The organism is Enterobacter sp. ku-bf2 (assembly GCF_001742765.1).
Classification (GTDB): Bacteria; Pseudomonadota; Gammaproteobacteria; order Enterobacterales; family Enterobacteriaceae; genus Enterobacter; species Enterobacter quasiroggenkampii.
Window position 1 is genome coordinate 99,826 of record NZ_MDVW01000003.1, and the last position, 17,507, is coordinate 117,332.

The following is a 17,507-nucleotide window of genomic DNA, read 5'->3' on the forward strand; positions in this document are numbered from 1 at the left end:
AGAGAACCGGGCGGATCGTCCGCCCGGTTATAGGATCAGTGTGACGCTTTTTCGTTTTCGTCAGCGTCCAGCACCACCTCTTCCGGACGGATCACGGAGATCAGCTTGAAAATCAGGCTCAGGCCCACGCCGACGATGGTTGCCAGCGCCATGCCTTTCAGCTCGGCCGCGCCGATGTGCACCTTCGCCCCGCTCACGCCGATAATCAGGATCACCGATGTCAGGATCAGGTTCTGCGCTTTGCTGTAATCCACTTTAGATTCAATCAGCACGCGAATACCGGAGGCACCAATTACTCCGTACAGCAGCAGAGACACGCCGCCCATCACCGGAACCGGGATGATCTGAATCGCTGCCGCCAGCTTGCCGACGCAGGAGAGCAGAATGGCAATGATCGCCGCGCCGCCGATAACCCAGGTGCTGTAAACGCGGGTAATCGCCATCACGCCGATGTTTTCACCGTAGGTGGTGTTTGGCGTAGACCCAAAGAAACCGGAGATGATGGTGGAGAAACCGTTCGCAAACATGGAGCGGTGCAGGCCCGGATCGCGGATTAAATCGCGCTTAACGATGTTCGCCGTTACCACCAGGTGGCCGACGTGCTCCGCAATCACCACCAGCGCCGCAGGCAGAATGGTGAAGATCGCAAACCATTCGAAGCGCGGCGTGTAGAAGGTTGGCAGCGCGAACCAGTGCGCCTCGGCAATCGGGGTGGTATCCACCACGCCCATCACGAAGGAGAGCGCATAGCCTGCCAGCACGCCGATCAGGATCGGGATAATCGCCATAAAGCCGCGGAACAGCACGGAGCCAAACACCGTTACGCCCAGCGTCACCAGCGAGATGATAATGGTTTTGGAATCCGGTGACTGGCCGTCCGCAGGCAGCAGACCGGCCATATTCGCCGCCACGCCCGCCAGTTCGAGACCGATGACGGCCACGATAGCACCCATCGCCGCTGGTGGGAACATCACGTCCAGCCAGCCGGTCCCGGCTTTCTTCACGATGAAGGAGACCAGGCAGAACAGTACGCCACACATGATAAAGCCGCCCAGCGCGACCTCATAACCCAGCGGCAGCAACAATAACACCGGAGAGATAAAGGCAAAGCTTGACCCGAGATACGCCGGGATTTTGCCTTTACAGATGAAGAGGTACAGCAGCGTACCGATGCCGTTGAACAGCAGCACGGTAGCCGGGTTAATGTGGAACAGGATTGGCACCAGCACGGTTGCGCCAAACATGGCGAACAGGTGCTGCAAACTAAGCGGGATAGTCTGTAAAAGCGGCGGTCTTTCACTCACCCCGATAGCACGGCGCGTCATAGTGTTTTCCTCTGAGTAGTATCGTTGTTGGTGTTTTATTCAAAAAAAAGCCGACTATCAAAGTCGGCTTATTTATCGTTATTCGATTATTTCGTACCAAAGATCTTATCGCCGGCATCGCCGAGCCCCGGGATGATGTACCCGTGCTCGTTCAGACCCTGGTCGATAGAGGCGGTATACAGCTCAACGTCCGGGTGCGCTTTTTCCAGCGCCGCGATCCCTTCCGGTGCCGCAACCAGCACCAGCACTTTAATGCTGCTGCAGCCCGCTTTTTTCAGCAGGTCGATAGTGGCAATCATTGAACCGCCGGTTGCCAGCATCGGGTCAACCACCAGCGCCATACGCTCGTCGATGTTGGACACCAGCTTCTGGAAGTAAGGAACCGGCTCGAGGGTTTCTTCGTTACGGTAGATCCCCACCACGCTGATACGCGCGCTTGGCACGTGCTCCAGCACGCCTTCCATCATGCCGAGACCGGCACGCAGGATAGGCACGACGGTAATTTTCTTACCTTTGATCTGCTCAACCTGTACCGGACCGTTCCAGCCTTCGATGGTGACTTTTTCCGTTTCCAGATCAGAGGTCGCTTCGTAGGTCAGCAGGCTGCCGACTTCAGAGGCCAGTTCGCGAAAACGCTTCGTGCTGATGTCATGCTCACGCATCAGGCCCAACTTGTGTTTAACGAGTGGGTGTTTCACTTCCACAATCTTCATTCTCTTTCTCCTCTGAATGGCATCCGCAAAAAAATCGCGGGATTATACCGCTTTTTTCGGATTAGGCCATACCCATGTTGCTTGATGTACATCAATCAAAAACAAAAAAGCCAGAGGCTGGGCTCCGGCTTGGGTGCGGGGTTCTGCCGGGTGGCGCTAACGCTTACCCGGCCTACACATCCCGTAGGCCCGGTAAGCGCAGCGCCACCGGGCAATTATAGCTGCTCCCCGTTGCTCGCGATCACCTGCTTATACCAGTCGAACGATTTCTTCTTGCTGCGGTTCAGCGTGCCGTTGCCTTCATTGTCTTTATCGACAAAGATAAAGCCGTAGCGTTTTTTCATTTCACCGGTACCGGCAGACACCAGGTCGATACAGCCCCACGGGGTATAGCCCATCAGGTCTACGCCATCCTCCACCACCGCTTTTTTCATCTCGCGGATGTGGGCGGCCAGGTAGCCAATGCGGTACTGGTCGTTCACCGTGCCGTCGCTCTCCTGCACGTCGATTGCGCCAAAACCGTTTTCAACGATAAACAGCGGCAGCTGGTAGTGATCCCAGAACCAGTTGAGGGAGTAGCGCAGCCCCACCGGGTCAATCTGCCAGCCCCAGTCGGATTTCTGCACGTACGGGTTGGAGACCAGGCTCTTGCTTTCGTCATAGTCCAGCTGCGGGTTGTCCGCCGTCGCCTTGGTGGCGAAGGACATATAATAGCTAAACCCGATGTAATCCACGCAGCCCTGCGTCAGCGCGGCTTTATCTTCTTCGGTGATATCCAGCGTGAAGCCGCGACGTTCGAAGTAGTTGAGCAGATGCTGCGGGTACTTGCCGCGCACGTGCACGTCGGTGAACCAGTAGCGGCGGTGCATGGCGTTCATCGCCATCATCATGTCGTCCGGCGCGCAGGTCAGCGGGTAGATTGGGCACATGGCAATCATGCAGCCGATCTGCAGGGACGGGTTAATCTCGCGCCCCGCCTTCACCGCCAGCGCGCTGGCCACCAGCTCATAGTGCGCGGCCTGGAACATCACCGGCTCACGGTCTTCGCCCGGCGCGTACTTCAGTCCGGAGTTGGTGAACGGCGCAAAGTCTTCGTGGAAGTTGGCCTGGTTGTTGATCTCGTTAAAGGTCATCCAGTACTTCACTTTATGCTGATAGCGCTGGAAAACCACTTTTGCAAAACGAACGAAGAAGTCGATCAGCTTACGGTTGCGCCAGCCGCCGTATTCGGTGACCAGGTGGAAAGGCATCTCGAAGTGAGAGAGGGTAATAACCGGTTCGATGCCGTACTTCAGGCACTCGTCGAACAGGTCGTCATAGAATTTCAGGCCAGCCTCGTTCGGCTCAAGCTCGTCCCCTCTCGGAAAAATGCGCGTCCAGGCGATAGAGGTGCGGAAGCATTTGAACCCCATCTCGGCAAAGAGTTTGATGTCTTCTTTATAGCGGTGGTAGAAATCGATGGCGTCATGGTTAGGGTAATTTTTCCCCGGCAGCACGCCGTTGGTGATTTCACGCGGCACGCCGTGCGCGCCTGCAGTCATGACGTCGGCTACGCTTACGCCTTTCCCCCCTTCTTTCCAGCCGCCTTCCAGCTGGTGCGCCGCAACCGCACCGCCCCACAGAAAATCTGCTTTAAATCCTGACATTCGCTTTCCCTCATTCTGCGTTATTTTCTGCAAAAACAATTACAGAAACCGGTTTCAGTTGAATGATGTGCAAAGCCGTTTCGGGTTGCAAGGAGAATACCGAAACCGGTTTCATTTTCGTGAACAGACGCAAGTTTGGGCGCACTGGCAGGCTGCGCGTAAAAAAAGATCCTCTCGCCGAGAATAGGCTCGCAAACGTTTGCCTGGACTGTTAGAATTGCGCCGATTTTTCTTACTAGCTATGCAATCGCGTGGGGATTTAAGCCGTGACCAACAAAACTTCTCTCAGCTACAAAGATGCCGGTGTTGATATTGACGCAGGTAATGCGCTGGTTGACCGAATCAAAGGTGTGGTGAAAAAAACCCGCCGCCCGGAAGTGATGGGTGGTCTGGGTGGATTCGGCGCACTGTGCGCGCTGCCGCAAAAATATCGTGAACCTGTTCTGGTCTCGGGAACTGACGGTGTAGGCACCAAACTACGCCTGGCGATGGATTTAAAACGTCACGACACGATCGGTATCGATCTGGTCGCGATGTGCGTGAATGACCTGGTGGTTCAGGGCGCAGAGCCGCTGTTCTTCCTCGATTACTACGCGACCGGCAAACTGGACGTGGATACCGCGGCAAGCGTGATCAACGGTATCGCCGAAGGGTGCCTGCAGTCTGGCTGTGCGCTGGTCGGCGGTGAAACCGCGGAAATGCCGGGCATGTATCACGGCGAAGATTATGACGTCGCAGGCTTCTGCGTCGGCGTAGTAGAAAAATCAGAAATTATTGACGGCAGCAAAGTGGCGGATGGCGATGTGCTGATCGCGCTGGCCTCCAGCGGCCCGCACTCCAACGGCTACTCCCTGGTGCGTAAAATCCTCGAGGTGAGCGGTTGCGACCCACAGACGACCGAGCTTGAAGGGAAACCGCTGGCTGACCATCTGCTGGCCCCAACCCGCATCTACGTGAAGAACGTGCTGGAACTGATCGAGAACGTTGACGTGCACGCTATTGCCCACCTGACCGGTGGTGGCTTCTGGGAAAACATCCCGCGCGTGCTGCCGGACAACACCCAGGCGGTGATCGACGAGTCCTCATGGCAGTGGCCAGCGGTCTTTAACTGGCTGCAGACCGCAGGCAACGTGAGCTCTCACGAAATGTACCGCACCTTTAACTGCGGCGTGGGCATGGTTATCGCCCTGCCGGCAAGCGAAGCGGATAAAGCGGTCAAGCTGCTGACCGAGAAAGGTGAAAACGCGTGGAAAATCGGTACGATTAAAGCCTCCGATTCCGAACAGCGTGTGGTCATTGAATGAAAAACATCGTGGTGCTCATTTCCGGCAACGGAAGTAATTTGCAGGCCATCATAGACGCCTGCAAGCAGAAGAAAATCAACGGCACCATTCGGGCAGTATTCAGCAACAAGGCCGACGCGTTCGGCCTTGAGCGCGCGCGGGAAGCAAACATACCCGCGCACGCGCTGGAAGCCAGCCAGTTCGCCGGGCGTGAAGCCTTTGACCGCGAGCTGGTTCAGGAGATTGATGCCTACGCGCCGGACGTCGTGGTGCTGGCGGGCTATATGCGCATTCTGAGCCCGGCCTTTGTCGCGCACTACGCCGGACGTTTGCTGAATATTCACCCTTCTCTTCTGCCGAAATATCCCGGCCTGCACACCCATCGTCAGGTTCTGGAAAACGGCGATGAGGAGCACGGCACCTCCGTGCATTTCGTGACCGACGAGCTGGACGGCGGTCCGGTGATCCTGCAGGCCAAAGTCCCGGTCTTTGACGGCGACAGCGAAGAAGACGTGACCGAACGCGTGCAGACCCAGGAGCATGCCATTTACCCACTGGTGGTAAGCTGGTTTGTTGACGGGCGTCTTGAAATGCGCGACGGCGCAGCCTGGCTGGATGGCGTGAAGTTACCCCCACAGGGTCATGCTGCCGAAGAGTAGTCTCTTTGAATTGCCCGGCGGCGCTTCGCTTGCACGGGCCTACGATCCCGTAGGTCGTGATAAGCGCAGCGCCCCCCTCCCCCAACCCTCTAAATTCCCCAACAAAAAAAATAACTGTCATACTTTTCTGGCACTGTTGGACATATCGTGGAAATGCTCGCCATAATAAGGACGAGACGGATTTACCACGTCCTGTGATTGAACTGGAGTGTGAGCTGTAATGGGTCAGGAAAAGTTATATATCGAGAAAGAGCTAAGCTGGTTAGCATTTAACGAACGTGTACTCCAGGAAGCGGCTGACAAAAGTAACCCGCTGATCGAACGCATGCGTTTTTTGGGCATCTATTCCAACAACCTGGATGAGTTCTACAAGGTTCGCTTTGCCGAGCTAAAGAGACGCATCATCATCAGCGAAGAACAGGGCCTAAACTCGCACTCGCGGCACCTGCTGGGCAAAATCCAGTCCCGCGTGTTGAAAGCCGATCAGGAATTTGACGGCCTGTATAACGAACTGCTGCTGGAGATGGCGCGTAATCAAATCTTCCTGATTAACGAACGTCAGCTTTCCGTTAACCAACAAAACTGGCTGCGCCACTATTTTAAACAGTACCTGCGCCAGCACATTACCCCGATTCTCATCAACCGCGAAACCGATCTGGTGCAGTTCCTGAAAGATGACTACACCTATCTGGCTGTGGAAATTATCCGCGGTGAATCTATCCGTTACGCGCTGCTGGAGATCCCGTCCGACAAAGTGCCGCGCTTTGTGAACCTGCCGCCGGAAACCCCGCGCAGACGCAAGCCGATGATCCTGCTCGATAATATCCTGCGCTACTGTCTGGACGACATCTTCAAAGGCTTCTTCGATTACGATGCGTTAAACGCCTACTCGATGAAGATGACCCGTGACGCCGAATATGACCTGGTGCACGAGATGGAAGCCAGCCTGATGGAGCTGATGTCCTCCAGCCTGAAACAGCGCCTGACGGCCGAGCCGGTGCGCTTTGTTTATCAGCGCGATATGCCGGACGCCATGGTGGAGATGCTGCGCGAGAAGCTGACCATTTCGCGCTATGACTCCATCGTGCCGGGTGGCCGTTACCACAACTTTAAAGACTTTATCGGTTTCCCGAACGTCGGCAAAGCCAATCTGGTGAACAAGCCGCTGCCGCGCCTGCGCCATCTCTGGTTCGATAAATTCCGCAACGGTTTTGACGCCATCCGCGAACGCGATGTCCTGCTCTACTATCCGTATCACACCTTTGAACACGTGCTGGAACTGCTGCGTCAGGCCTCGTTCGACCCGAGCGTGCTGGCGATCAAAATTAACATCTACCGCGTGGCAAAAGATTCCCGCATCATCGATGCGATGATCCACGCGGCGCACAACGCCAAAAAAGTGACCGTGGTGGTGGAGCTGCAGGCGCGCTTCGACGAAGAGGCGAACATTCACTGGGCGCGTCGTCTGACGGAAGCCGGTGTACACGTCATCTTCTCCGCGCCGGGGCTGAAAATTCACGCCAAGCTGTTCCTGATCTCCCGTAAAGAGGGCGACGAGGTGGTGCGCTACGCCCACATCGGTACCGGGAACTTTAACGAGAAAACGGCGCGAATCTATACCGACTACTCGCTGCTGACCGCCGATGCCCGCATCACCAACGAGGTGCGCCGGGTCTTTAACTTTATTGAGAACCCGTACCGTCCGGTAAGCTTCGACTATCTGCTGGTCTCGCCGCAGAACTCGCGCCGTCTGTTGTACGATATGATCGATAAAGAGATCGCCAATGCCCAGAAAGGGCTGTCGTCCGGCATCACGCTGAAGCTCAACAACCTGGTGGACAAAGGGCTGGTAGACAGGCTGTACGCCGCGTCCAGCTCCGGCGTACCGGTTAACCTGCTGATCCGCGGCATGTGCTCGCTGATCCCGGAACTGGAAGGCATCAGCGACAATATTCGCGTGATCAGCATTGTTGACCGCTACCTGGAACACGATCGGGTCTATATTTTCGATAATGCGGGTGATAAACAGGTCTATCTCTCTTCGGCAGACTGGATGACGCGCAATATTGACTACCGAATTGAAGTCGCGGCACCGCTGCTGGATCCGCGCCTGAAGCAGCAGATCCTCGACATCATCGAGATTCTGTTCAGCGATACCGTGAAAGCACGCTATATCGACAAAGAACTCAGTAACCGCTATGTACCGCGCGGCAACCGCCGCAAAGTGCGGTCGCAACTGGCGATTTACGACTATATCAAATCACTCGAGCAACCCGATTAACCTATGCCGATAAATGATAAGACCCCACGCCCGCAGGAATTCGCCGCGGTCGATCTAGGCTCTAACAGTTTCCATATGGTCATCGCCCGTGAGGTGGATGGCGCGCTGCAGATCATTGGTCGTCTGAAGCAGCGCGTGCACCTGGCGGATGGCCTTGATGAACGCAGCATGCTCAGCGAAGAGGCAATGGAGCGTGGGTTAAACTGCCTGTCGCTGTTTGCTGAACGCCTGCAGGGCTTCTCGCCCTCCAGCGTCTGCATTGTGGGCACCCACACCCTGCGCCAGGCGCTGAACGCGCCAGAGTTTCTCAAGCGGGCCGAAAAGGTGATCCCCTACCCGATTGAGATCATCTCCGGTAACGAGGAAGCGCGTCTGATTTTCATGGGCGTCGAACACACCCAGCCGGAAAAAGGGCGCAAGCTGGTAATCGACATCGGCGGCGGTTCTACGGAGCTGGTGATCGGCGAAGACTTTGAGCCTCGCCTGGTGGAAAGCCGCCGTATGGGCTGCGTCAGCTTCGCGCAGATGTATTTCCCGGGCGGCACCATCACCCGCGAGAACTTCCAGCGTGCGCGTATGGCAGCTGTCCAGAAACTGGAAAACCTGGCCTGGCAGTACCGTATTCAGGGCTGGAACGTGGCGCTGGGCGCGTCAGGCACCATCAAAGCGGCACATGAGGTGCTGCTGGCAATGGGTGAAAAAGACGGGTTCATCACGCCCGAACGCCTGACGCTGCTGACCGACGAAGTGCTGAAGCATAAAAGTTTTGACGCCTTAAGCCTGCCAGGTCTTTCCGACGAGCGTAAGGCGGTCTTCGTGCCGGGGCTGGCCATCCTCTGCGGCGTGTTTGACGCTCTCGCCATTAAAGAGTTGCGCCTTTCCGACGGCGCGCTGCGCGAAGGCGTGCTGTACGAAATGGAAGGCCGTTTCCGCCATCAGGATATTCGCAGCCGCACCGCGCAAAGCCTGGCTAACCAGTACAACATCGACCGCGAGCAGGCGAAGCGCGTGCTGGACACCACGGTGCAGATGTACGAGCAGTGGGAAGAGCAGAATCCGAAGCTCGCGCACCCGCAGCTTGCCGCGCTGTTAAAATGGGCCGCGATGCTCCATGAGGTGGGGCTGAACATCAACCATAGCGGGATGCACCGCCATTCGGCCTATATTCTGCAAAACAGCGATCTGCCGGGCTTCAACCAGGAGCAGCAAACCATGATGGCGACCCTGGTGCGGTATCACCGCAAAGCCATCAAGCTCGACGACCTGCCGCGCTTCACGCTGTTCAAGAAAAAGCAGTTCCTGCCGCTCATTCAGCTGCTGCGTCTTGGCGTGCTACTCAATAACCAGCGTCAGGCGACCACCACGCCGCCCACGCTGAAGCTTAAAACCGACGACCATCACTGGACGCTGAGCTTCCCGCACGACTGGTTCAGCCAGAATGCGCTGGTCCTGCTGGACCTGGAAAAAGAACAACAGTACTGGGAAGCGGTCACCGGCTGGCTGCTCAAAATTGAAGAAGAGAGCGCTGACGTCGCCGCGTAACGGTTCAGGCGTCCGCGCAGGACGCCTCCGTTTCCAGCAGTGACTCAAGCGGCGCTGGCCTGCCAATCAGATAGCCCTGCACATAATCGATGCCTAGCGCGTGAACCGCGCTACGTATCTCCTCGGTCTCGACATACTCTGCCACCACCAGCATCTTCTTCATGCGCGCCAGATGGCAGATAGACGCCACGATCTGATAATCCAGGCTGTTGTTGACGATATTGCGGATAAAGCTGCCGTCGATCTTGAGAATGTCGGCATCCACGCTTTTCAGCCGCGCATAGCTTGCATAGCCGGTCCCGAAATCATCAATCGCAATGCGTACCCCCATTTTCTGCAACTGCTGGAGGATGTGTAGCGCCTGCTCCCCGCTGCCGAAGGTGCTGCACTCCGTCACCTCAAAAATCAGCTGCCACGGCTCAATGGCGTATTTCGCCAGCAGGCGACTCACCTCAAGCGGGAACGGCACCCGGCATACGGTTGAGGGGGCCAGATTAATGGCAAAACGCTGGCCGGGCAGGCTCTCGCGATGCGCGGCCAGGAAGCGCAGCGTATGCTCAAGCACCCACAGGTCCACCCGGGAGGACAAACCAAACTCCTGCGCGACAGGCAGGAACTGGTCGGGAGAGATCAATAGCCCGTTTGTATCCGGCATCCGCAGCAGGACTTCGTGATAGCGATCGCCACGCAGGCCGCGAACGGGTTGAACCAGCAGGGTGAATTCGTCGTTATCGAGCGCCTTTTGCAGGCGGCTCATCATCGCGACTTTATCCTTCAGGCTGCGCTGCAAATGGACGGCACCACGCTGCTGAAGATTTTCCGGATGGTTTGAGGAGAGTGACAGATCGGCCACCACCCCCAGCTCACCCAGCACCAGATAAAGATGGTTAACCGGGGACCGGACATAGCAGTAGCTTACGCCCACCTGCGGCTGCAGCGGCATGCCGTCCCAGACAAAGCGGAACTGCTTGATATGCTCGTCCAGGGTTTCAATTCGCTGCTGGTGCGATTCCGCGTTGAGCCGCACCGCCATGTCATACCCGGTGAGGTGATACACCTGCTCGTTGGGCTGGAGGGTACCGTTTACCCACTGCGCCAGCTGCTGTTTGTACAAAATACGCAGCAGCACGCCGTAATTTCGGCCCAGAATTTCCAGCTCCGGAATGCGCAGCAGGCAGAGCGCCGACCACGGATTCTTCGCCAGATCGCGCGACAGCGCCCGCAGGTTAGGCATATGGACGACCGGGTCGAGCAGCGCCAGCCTGCGGGAGCGTTTATTCACGGCGCGCTGGCGAGTCGCCAGCATCGACATATAAATCACCACAAACGAGAAGACCAGGTAACTGGACGAGGTGATCGCCAGCTGAATGTCATACCCCTGGTTCAGCGGGATATAGTGATAATAGTAGTGAATAGACACCAGCAGCACCGGCGTCCAGATCAGCGATATCAGCTTATAGCCAAAACGCATCGCGCCCCAGAGCATCACCGGCATCAGCAGCGACAGGGTATAGTTTGTGGTGAATATGGAGCTGTTTTCATTCATCGGGAGCAGCAGCAGCGTAAGCAGCCCGCCTAGCGCAATCGCCCAAAGCACAAACTCAGCGACCGTCACCTTTTTGTCTATCTGGGCACGGATCTGCGAGAGAAGACTTTTGATATAGCGCGGATGGCGAATCAGGCGGATCAGCAGATAGCTCAGCGGCACGCCCGTCAGCCCGCTGACCAGCAGCGCCTGGTAGTTGATGAGCGTACGAATATTAAGAGGGTTTAATCCCGCAAGGCTCTGGCGGCTCTCATACACGCCCAGATACACGGCAAACTGAAACAGCATCAGAAACAGCGTCGCGGGGCAGAAGGCCTGCCAGAAGATGCGCTGCGCCATCAAGCGGATGTCGCCGTACGCCGTCATATTGCGTCTGGGCGCAAACACCCGGTAGCCGCCCCAGCTGAGCACTAAAGGGACGATAAAATGGAGCACACCGGCAACCGTTTCAAACATCCCGACCGACGGGTAATAGCGGATAAACAGGGATAATACGATCCCGGGCAGCGCTTCCAGGCCAAAGAACATCATCAGCGAAAGCAAAAATGAGAGCGGTAAATAATAGAGTGCCACAATGCCGTCGCCCAGCTGCGTAAACGTATTCGCAACGCTCAGCGCGGGAAGTAAAACCACAGGTAAAATAAGCGGCAATGCCCACCAGCGGTTTGCATTGTTTTTCAGGAAAGCGAGAATAGTCATAGATGCCCGGTTAAACCCCTATCGCTCCAGAGGGAAATAAAGACAGGCATCCAACCTGACGTACGCGCCGCCCGGCAGCATGTCGGGCGAACAGTGTGGAGGAAGGATTTTAAATATCAGGGCCGGGAATCCGTTGACATAAATCAAACTACTTTACGCAAATAACATTTTGTGGCGTTTTTTCGACATCTTTTTCTTCATATTATCAATATGGTAAATGCGTTGATTATTTTCAATAACATTAATTAATGTAAACATTGACGGTTATTTACACATCACAGAATTGACCCCATCTTCCCGCTGTGCCTTAATATCCTTATCGCCCGGAAGGGCTTATCCAGGAAAAACAGAGTGAGTCAGGTCACGCGTATGCGCAAACGACATCGATTTAACACCCGAATGACCCGCATCATACTGCTCATCAGCTTCCTGTTTTTCTTTGGCCGCTTCGTTTACTCTTCGATTGGCGCCTGGTACCACCATCAGGATAAAACCCAGTCGCAGCAATCCAGCCTGACCGTCGACACCGCTGACCGCTAACCCGCCGAAGGATGTTGCACGAGCCGAATAAGGGCCGCGATCCCTTTGCTGAGGATTTTATCCTGCCGCATGACCACCGCCAGCTGCCGCTGCAGCATGGGCTTCAGCGACATCACGCATAGCCCTTCGCGATCGACCTCCTGTTCCACCGCCATGCGCGGCACGATGCTGTAGCCCAGCCCTGCGCGAACCATGCGTTTGATCGCCTCGATGCTGCCAAGCTGCATCACCGGCGCGATCGCTAAACCCTGGCCGTCAAACCAGCCGTCGATCAGCGCCCGGGTGCCACTACCTGATTCAAAGGCTATCAGCGGATGAACGTGCAGCGCGGCTGGGGTGAAGTCCCTGAAAGCTGCCTGCTGTTCCCTTGAGGCGATAAAGACAAACTCTTCGTCCATCACCGGCATCACGTCCAGCGCTCTGCCACTCACCGGCAGCGTGACCAGCCCCATATCGAGACGGTTCTCTTCGATAGCTCTGACGATGTCGAGGGTGTTGCCCGTCGTCACCCCCACGCTCAGGAGCGGATAGTCGCGGCGTAGCTGCTCCAGCAGCGGCGGCAGAAGATGGATGCAGGCCGTTGCCCCCGTGCCAAGCGTAATGGTGCCGCTTACGTCGTGGCTAAACGCATTCACGGCCCGGATGGCGTCATCCACCACCTGCTGAATACGCTCCCCGTGCGCCAGCAAGGTTTCTCCGGCAGCCGTCGCCTTAATCCCTCGCCCGGTACGCTCCACCAGCCGCGTTTGCAGAAACTGCTCCAGCTGGCGTATTTGCAGGCTGACGGCGGGCTGGGAGAGGCCCAGCACGTCCGCTGCCGCTGAAAAACTGCCGCGCTGTATCACCAGACGGAAGGTGGCGAGATAGCCCAGATTAAGCGTCGTCATTCAAAGTTTCTCTTATACCGCGCATAAGGTTGCGGCCCTGCCAGCACAATACCGCGCCCGTTATGCTCTGGACAACTGCATAGCGGAATGAACACTCATGGAAACACCTGCCCTGCCACACCGCCTCGCCCTTACGGCCGGGTGCAATCAGCTCATCAACTGGGGGATCTCGTTTTATATGCCCGGCACCTTTGCGCTGGCCATTTCAGCCGACCGGGGATGGTCGTCACCGCAGATTTACCTCGGCCTGACGCTGGCGATGCTGGTGATGGCGGCGGTTTCCCCTTTTGTCGCCCGCCTGCTGGCATGCTTTGGCGGTCAAAAGGTGGTGATGGGCGGAACGCTGCTGATCGCCGCAAGCTGCGCCTGTATGGCGTATATCCGGACGCTTTATGGCTGGTACGGCGCCTGGCTGGTCACGGGCGTGGGAATGCGCCTGTCGCTGTACGATGCGCTGTTCGCCGCGCTGGTCAACCTCTACGGACAACAGGCGCGAAGAACAATCTCGCGCGTCACGCTGGCGGGCGGGCTGGCCTCTGTCGTCTTCTGGCCGCTGGGCGATGCGCTGCTTCACGTGATGCGCTGGCAGGACGCATTACGCATTTATGCCCTGCTTGGCCTGCTGAGCGCGTTGCTGATCCGCACGCTTCCCCGGCAGCGGCTGACGGTGACGACGAAAATCGCCGCACCGCCGCTGAACAACGAGCGCCGAAACGGCTGGCTTTATGCCGCCTTCATTGCCCTCATCACCTTTGTCTCTAACGGCACCTCCACCCATCTGCCGGAGTTTATTGCCCACTACGGCCTGCCGGTCGCTATCGGCATGCTGTGGGGAATCGGCCAGACAGGCGCGCGCTCGCTGGAGGTACTGGCGGGGGCTCGCTTAACGCCATTCACATTAACGCTTTTTACCGCTCTCGCCATGCCGCTCTGTTTTCTTGTTGGGTTGAGCAGCGCCCTGTTTGTCTGGTGTGCGGCCGGCTTTGTGCTGGGCTATGGGGCCATCAACGGGCTGGTTACCCTTGTCAAAGCCACCCTGCCGCTGGAGCTGTTTAGCGCGGAAAGCTATGCCCGCCGCACGGGCATGCTGCTTATTCCCGGCCAGCTGATGGCTGCAGCCTCACCGTATGCCTATGCGTGGCTAAATAAAACGCTGGGGATCGCGGGTGCAATGGGGGTGTCGACGGGCCTGACGCTGCTGATTGCCGGGCTGGCGATAGCCATTGTGCGCCGTCCCGGGAGGCAAACTGTATCGCACTGTATCCCGCGGGCCACGGTGACAAACGGGTACAAAACGCCCCCTCCGGCAAATATCTCCGATACATAAAAATGGTTTTCTTTCCCTGTCGCCATTGAGAACTGATGAGGAGAGAGAGCAATGATTCGTCGCTACGTACTTTTCCCCCTGCTTGTCCTGACATCCGTCGCAGGTGCCCAGGCCACTCCCCTGGACAATCTGAGCGCCGCGGACGTTAACGGCCCCGCCGCCGTTGCCCCGCTGGCGCAGCCGCAGCCGCCTGCAAAACTGATCGTCGATCCGCCGCTTGCCGGGCCGCTGAGCAAAGGCGCGGTGTTTATCCAGTACCGCGCCGAAAACCTTCGCATCGAGCCGGTATTCGGGCCCGACGCGCTCAAGGTCACCCCGCGCATTGGGCACATTCACGTGGTGGTGGATGATGCGCCGTGGCACTGGGCTGACACCAGCGGAGAGCCGGTGATCCTGGTGGGGCTGCCCGCCGGTAAACACAAGGTGACGATAATTCTGGCCGACCCGACGCACAAGCCGCTCGACCACAAAACCGTTGAATTCACCGTCCCGCCCCACGCGGCGGTCCACCATTTTTAAGGAGTCTGAAGATGAAAGCACTGTCTGTAGTCACGGCAGGCCTGCTGGCGCTTTCCGCCAGCGCCTTTGCGCAGAGTAAAACCAGCGTCGTGCTGGTCCACGGCGCGTTTGCCGACGGCAGCAGCTGGAATAAGGTCATTACCCTGTTGCAGAAACAGCACGCAGAGGTCATTGCCGTCCAGCTGCCGCTCACGTCGCTAAAAGATGACGTTGCCGCCACAAAGCGGGCCATCGCCCGCGCGCAGGGTGACGTAGTGCTGGTGGGTCACTCCTGGGGCGGCACCGTGATTAGCGAAGCGGGCAACGATGCGCGGGTAAAATCGCTGGTGTATGTGGCGGCTTTCGCGCCGGACTCCGGCCAGTCGACGGCGGACCTGGCAGGAAGCTACCCTGCACCGCCGGGCAGCGCGGGCATTGCCAAAACGGCGGACGGCTATTTATACCTGCCGACGGAAGCCGTCAGGAAGGATTTCGCGCCGGACGTGAAGCCAGCCATTCAAGATACGATTGCAGCCACGCAGGGGCCAATTAAGGCCGAGGCGTTTGGTGAAAAGGTCGCCCACGCGGCGTGGCATGACAAACCGAGCTGGTTTGTGGTCAGCAAGAATGACCGAATGATCAACCCCGATCTTGAGCGTGCGATGGCAAAGACGATCCACGCGAAAACCACCGAGGTGGCAGCGAGCCACGTGTCGATGGTGAGCCAGCCGCAGATCGTTGCCCGGACGATTGAGCAGGCGATTGAAGCAAAGTAATTTTTTGCGCATTGTAGGCCGGGTAAGCGCAGCGCCACCCGGCAAAAAACAGCCTCAGCGCCCGCCATCCGCGGGATAATCCCGATTAATCCAAGCGTGGTCCTCTTCCCAGGTGAACATCCATTTGCGCACCGGCCCGGCCATCACGTTGAGATAATAGCTGTCATACCCGGCCATTGTCGCCACCGGGTGGTAGCCCTTCGGCACCATGACCACGTCACGGTTGTAGACCGCCATGCACTCATCCAGCGCTCTGTCGTCGGTGTAAACCCGCTGCATGCAGAACCCCTGCTCCGGGTTGAGGCGATGGTAGTAGGTCTCCTCCAGATACGTCTCCTGGGGCGGGTTATCCGTGTCGTGCTTGTGGCTCGGGTACGAGCTGGTGCAGCCCTCGTTGGTCCAGACCTCCACCACCAGCAGGCTGTCGGCGGGCTTGTCTTCCGGCAGAATGTTGTGCACGTAGCGCTGGTTATGGCCCTTGCCGCGCGCCTCACCGTCGATATCCTGCGGCGCAATCAGCCGCGTCGGACAGGTGCCCTTGCCCGGCGCAGCGCAGACCGCCAGCTCCAGCGTCGTCAGCGCCTTCACCTGCACCGTCTCCTGCGGAGTGACGTACACCGCCCACGGCTTGATTCGCTCAAACGGGCTCATCCGCTCGCCGATGTCGTTAAACTGCGCGGAAGGCGTGCTGATGGAGGCGCGTCCTGCCACCAGCACCAGGCAGCGCTCTTCGCGGACGGCGGGCAGCGTCAGCGTCTGCCCCTCCTGCAGCTCATACGCCTCAAAGCCGACGTATCCCCACCCTGCGCTTTCCGGCGTGACGGACTGAGTGCGCCCCTCCGCGTTCGGCTGTTGCCAGCGTGATAACAGACGTGACATGTCACCTCCTCAAATCAGTCCGGCGTCGCGCGCCAGACGGCTCAGATTGTTATACCCCAGACGGGCGTAGGTCAGCGGATGGGCAATGGCCGGATCCTGCTCCGCCTCCACCACCAGCCAGCCGTGATAGTCCTGCGCCTTCAGCAGCTGCATAATCGGCGGATAATCCACGCAGCCGTCGCCCGGCACCGTAAACACGCCGCTCAGTACCGCATCAAGGAAGCTGGTTTTACGGTTTTTAACATCCGCCAGCACGTCGGCACGCACGTCTTTGCAGTGAACGTGGTTGATACGCGACGCCCAGCGCTGCGCCACCGCCAGCGGATCGGCCCCGGCAAAGGTCAGATGACCGGTATCGAGCAGTAGCCCCACCGCGTCGCCGGTGTGGGTCATCAGATTGTCCACGTCGTCGGCGGACTCAATCACCGTGCCCATATGGTGATGGTAGGCAATCTGCACGCCCTGCTGCTGGGTGTAGCGGGCAAATTCGGTAAGCTTCTCGCCATACTCCTTCCAGCGCGCCTGCGGGAAGCGCGGGCGCAGGTGCACCGGGGTCTGCTGCTCGCCGTGAATGCAGCCGCTCACTTCCGCAAAGACCAGCACCTTCGCCCCCAGCTCGCGCAGGAGCGTCAGGTGGGACTGCACGGCGGCGATCTCCTCCTCCACGCTGCGCTCCAGCAGGCGGCCGGAATACCAGCCGGAGACCAGCTGCAGGTCGTGGCGCTGCAGGATGGGGCCGAGCAGGCGCGCTTCGCGCGGGAACTTATTGCCCAGCTCGAAACCGGCGAAACCGGCCTCTTTACCTTCGCTCAGGCAGGTCTCAAGCGACGTCTCCGCGCCGAGTGAAGGCAGATCGTCGTTTGTCCACGTCAGCGGGTTAATGCCCAGTTGTACACTCATTGTCGT

At 57.9% G+C, this 17,507-nt stretch carries 15 protein-coding genes; 8 read left to right on the top strand and 7 right to left on the bottom strand.

Translation table 11 applies throughout. The features are described from left to right. Positions 1 to 35: 35 nt before the first annotated feature. From uraA to BFG58_RS09950, 3 genes are all read right to left on the bottom strand, one after another. Positions 36 to 1,325, bottom strand: a complete 1,290-nt coding sequence (gene uraA / locus BFG58_RS09940; protein ID WP_032675304.1) for a uracil permease — start codon at positions 1,323 to 1,325, stop codon at positions 36 to 38. Between the two features lie 86 nt (positions 1,326 to 1,411). Further along, positions 1,412 to 2,038, bottom strand: a complete 627-nt coding sequence (upp, locus tag BFG58_RS09945) for a uracil phosphoribosyltransferase (RefSeq protein WP_008501641.1) — start codon at positions 2,036 to 2,038, stop codon at positions 1,412 to 1,414. 215 nt (positions 2,039 to 2,253) lie between these two features. Next, a complete protein-coding gene (locus BFG58_RS09950) occupies positions 2,254 to 3,684 on the bottom strand; it encodes a 6-phospho-beta-glucosidase (protein WP_069719748.1) in 1,431 nt (476 codons plus the stop codon). Between the two features lie 266 nt (positions 3,685 to 3,950). Here BFG58_RS09950 and purM point away from each other — a divergent pair, with 266 nt between their 5' ends. The 4 genes from purM to ppx all read left to right on the top strand — a co-directional run bounded on the left by purM (position 3,951) and on the right by ppx (position 9,449). After that, complete coding sequence (purM, locus tag BFG58_RS09955) at positions 3,951 to 4,988, top strand: phosphoribosylformylglycinamidine cyclo-ligase (RefSeq protein WP_025758936.1); 1,038 nt, start codon at positions 3,951 to 3,953, stop codon at positions 4,986 to 4,988. Then, positions 4,985 to 5,626, top strand: a complete 642-nt coding sequence (purN, locus tag BFG58_RS09960; protein WP_021241814.1) for a phosphoribosylglycinamide formyltransferase — start codon at positions 4,985 to 4,987, stop codon at positions 5,624 to 5,626. Before purM ends, purN begins: the two co-directional genes overlap by 4 nt. A 220-nt stretch (positions 5,627 to 5,846) precedes the next feature. After that, complete coding sequence (gene ppk1 / locus BFG58_RS09965; RefSeq protein WP_048029611.1) at positions 5,847 to 7,907, top strand: polyphosphate kinase 1; 2,061 nt, start codon at positions 5,847 to 5,849, stop codon at positions 7,905 to 7,907. A gap of 3 nt (positions 7,908 to 7,910) precedes the next feature. Continuing rightward, the gene (gene ppx, locus BFG58_RS09970) at positions 7,911 to 9,449 is read left to right on the top strand and encodes an exopolyphosphatase (protein ID WP_008501646.1); all 1,539 of its coding nucleotides are present in this window, start codon (positions 7,911 to 7,913) and stop codon (positions 9,447 to 9,449) included. A 4-nt stretch (positions 9,450 to 9,453) separates the two neighbouring features. On the opposite strand, the gene BFG58_RS09975 is transcribed toward ppx, so the two are convergent. Next, positions 9,454 to 11,694 (bottom strand): EAL domain-containing protein, encoded by a 2,241-nt coding sequence (locus BFG58_RS09975; protein WP_069719749.1) that lies wholly within the window; start codon positions 11,692 to 11,694, stop codon positions 9,454 to 9,456. A 351-nt stretch (positions 11,695 to 12,045) separates the two neighbouring features. On the opposite strand from BFG58_RS09975, the gene BFG58_RS09980 reads away from it, so the two are divergent. Continuing rightward, a complete protein-coding gene (locus tag BFG58_RS09980; protein WP_021241815.1) occupies positions 12,046 to 12,234 on the top strand; it encodes a YfgG family protein in 189 nt (62 codons plus the stop codon). On the opposite strand, the gene BFG58_RS09985 is transcribed toward BFG58_RS09980, so the two are convergent. Next, positions 12,231 to 13,121 carry a LysR family transcriptional regulator gene (locus BFG58_RS09985; protein WP_069719750.1) on the bottom strand — a complete coding sequence of 297 codons (891 nt, stop codon included), beginning with the start codon at positions 13,119 to 13,121 and terminating at the stop codon, positions 12,231 to 12,233. The genes BFG58_RS09980 and BFG58_RS09985 overlap by 4 nt on opposite strands. A gap of 97 nt (positions 13,122 to 13,218) precedes the next feature. Here BFG58_RS09985 and BFG58_RS09990 point away from each other — a divergent pair, with 97 nt between their 5' ends. From BFG58_RS09990 to BFG58_RS10000, 3 genes are read left to right on the top strand one after another with little or no spacing between them, the layout of a single operon-like run. Then, positions 13,219 to 14,448: an MFS transporter gene (locus tag BFG58_RS09990; protein ID WP_069719751.1), complete on the top strand. Its 1,230-nt coding sequence runs from the start codon at positions 13,219 to 13,221 to the stop codon at positions 14,446 to 14,448. Positions 14,449 to 14,499: 51 nt separating this feature from the next. Then, positions 14,500 to 14,967: a DUF6130 family protein gene (locus BFG58_RS09995; RefSeq protein ID WP_063622244.1), complete on the top strand. Its 468-nt coding sequence runs from the start codon at positions 14,500 to 14,502 to the stop codon at positions 14,965 to 14,967. Between the two features lie 11 nt (positions 14,968 to 14,978). After that, positions 14,979 to 15,722, top strand: coding sequence for an alpha/beta fold hydrolase (locus tag BFG58_RS10000; protein ID WP_069719752.1), 744 nt, complete (start codon positions 14,979 to 14,981; stop codon positions 15,720 to 15,722). A 54-nt stretch (positions 15,723 to 15,776) separates the two neighbouring features. Here the strand turns inward: BFG58_RS10000 and iolB are convergent, their stop codons facing one another. Both iolB and iolE read right to left on the bottom strand, forming a co-directional pair. Continuing rightward, entirely contained in the window at positions 15,777 to 16,601 is an 825-nt protein-coding gene (gene iolB / locus BFG58_RS10005) for a 5-deoxy-glucuronate isomerase (RefSeq protein ID WP_045908576.1), read from the bottom strand. A 9-nt stretch (positions 16,602 to 16,610) separates the two neighbouring features. Next, the gene (gene iolE, locus BFG58_RS10010; RefSeq protein WP_032675314.1) at positions 16,611 to 17,501 is read right to left on the bottom strand and encodes a myo-inosose-2 dehydratase; all 891 of its coding nucleotides are present in this window, start codon (positions 17,499 to 17,501) and stop codon (positions 16,611 to 16,613) included. Positions 17,502 to 17,507: the final 6 nt, after the last annotated feature.

Excerpts from the sequence above, each read along its gene's own strand:
- uraA (WP_032675304.1), bottom strand. The coding sequence starts at position 1,325 with ATGACGCGCCGTGCTATCGGGGTGAGTGAAAGACCGCCGCTTTTACAG.
- upp (WP_008501641.1), bottom strand. The coding sequence starts at position 2,038 with ATGAAGATTGTGGAAGTGAAACACCCACTCGTTAAACACAAGTTGGGC.
- BFG58_RS09950 (WP_069719748.1), bottom strand. The coding sequence starts at position 3,684 with ATGTCAGGATTTAAAGCAGATTTTCTGTGGGGCGGTGCGGTTGCGGCG.
- purN (WP_021241814.1), top strand. The coding sequence starts at position 4,985 with ATGAAAAACATCGTGGTGCTCATTTCCGGCAACGGAAGTAATTTGCAG.
- ppk1 (WP_048029611.1), top strand. The coding sequence starts at position 5,847 with ATGGGTCAGGAAAAGTTATATATCGAGAAAGAGCTAAGCTGGTTAGCA.
- ppx (WP_008501646.1), top strand. The coding sequence starts at position 7,911 with ATGCCGATAAATGATAAGACCCCACGCCCGCAGGAATTCGCCGCGGTC.
- BFG58_RS09975 (WP_069719749.1), bottom strand. The coding sequence starts at position 11,694 with ATGACTATTCTCGCTTTCCTGAAAAACAATGCAAACCGCTGGTGGGCA.
- BFG58_RS09985 (WP_069719750.1), bottom strand. The coding sequence starts at position 13,121 with ATGACGACGCTTAATCTGGGCTATCTCGCCACCTTCCGTCTGGTGATA.
- BFG58_RS09990 (WP_069719751.1), top strand. The coding sequence starts at position 13,219 with ATGGAAACACCTGCCCTGCCACACCGCCTCGCCCTTACGGCCGGGTGC.
- BFG58_RS09995 (WP_063622244.1), top strand. The coding sequence starts at position 14,500 with ATGATTCGTCGCTACGTACTTTTCCCCCTGCTTGTCCTGACATCCGTC.
- BFG58_RS10000 (WP_069719752.1), top strand. The coding sequence starts at position 14,979 with ATGAAAGCACTGTCTGTAGTCACGGCAGGCCTGCTGGCGCTTTCCGCC.
- iolB (WP_045908576.1), bottom strand. The coding sequence starts at position 16,601 with ATGTCACGTCTGTTATCACGCTGGCAACAGCCGAACGCGGAGGGGCGC.
- iolE (WP_032675314.1), bottom strand. The coding sequence starts at position 17,501 with ATGAGTGTACAACTGGGCATTAACCCGCTGACGTGGACAAACGACGAT.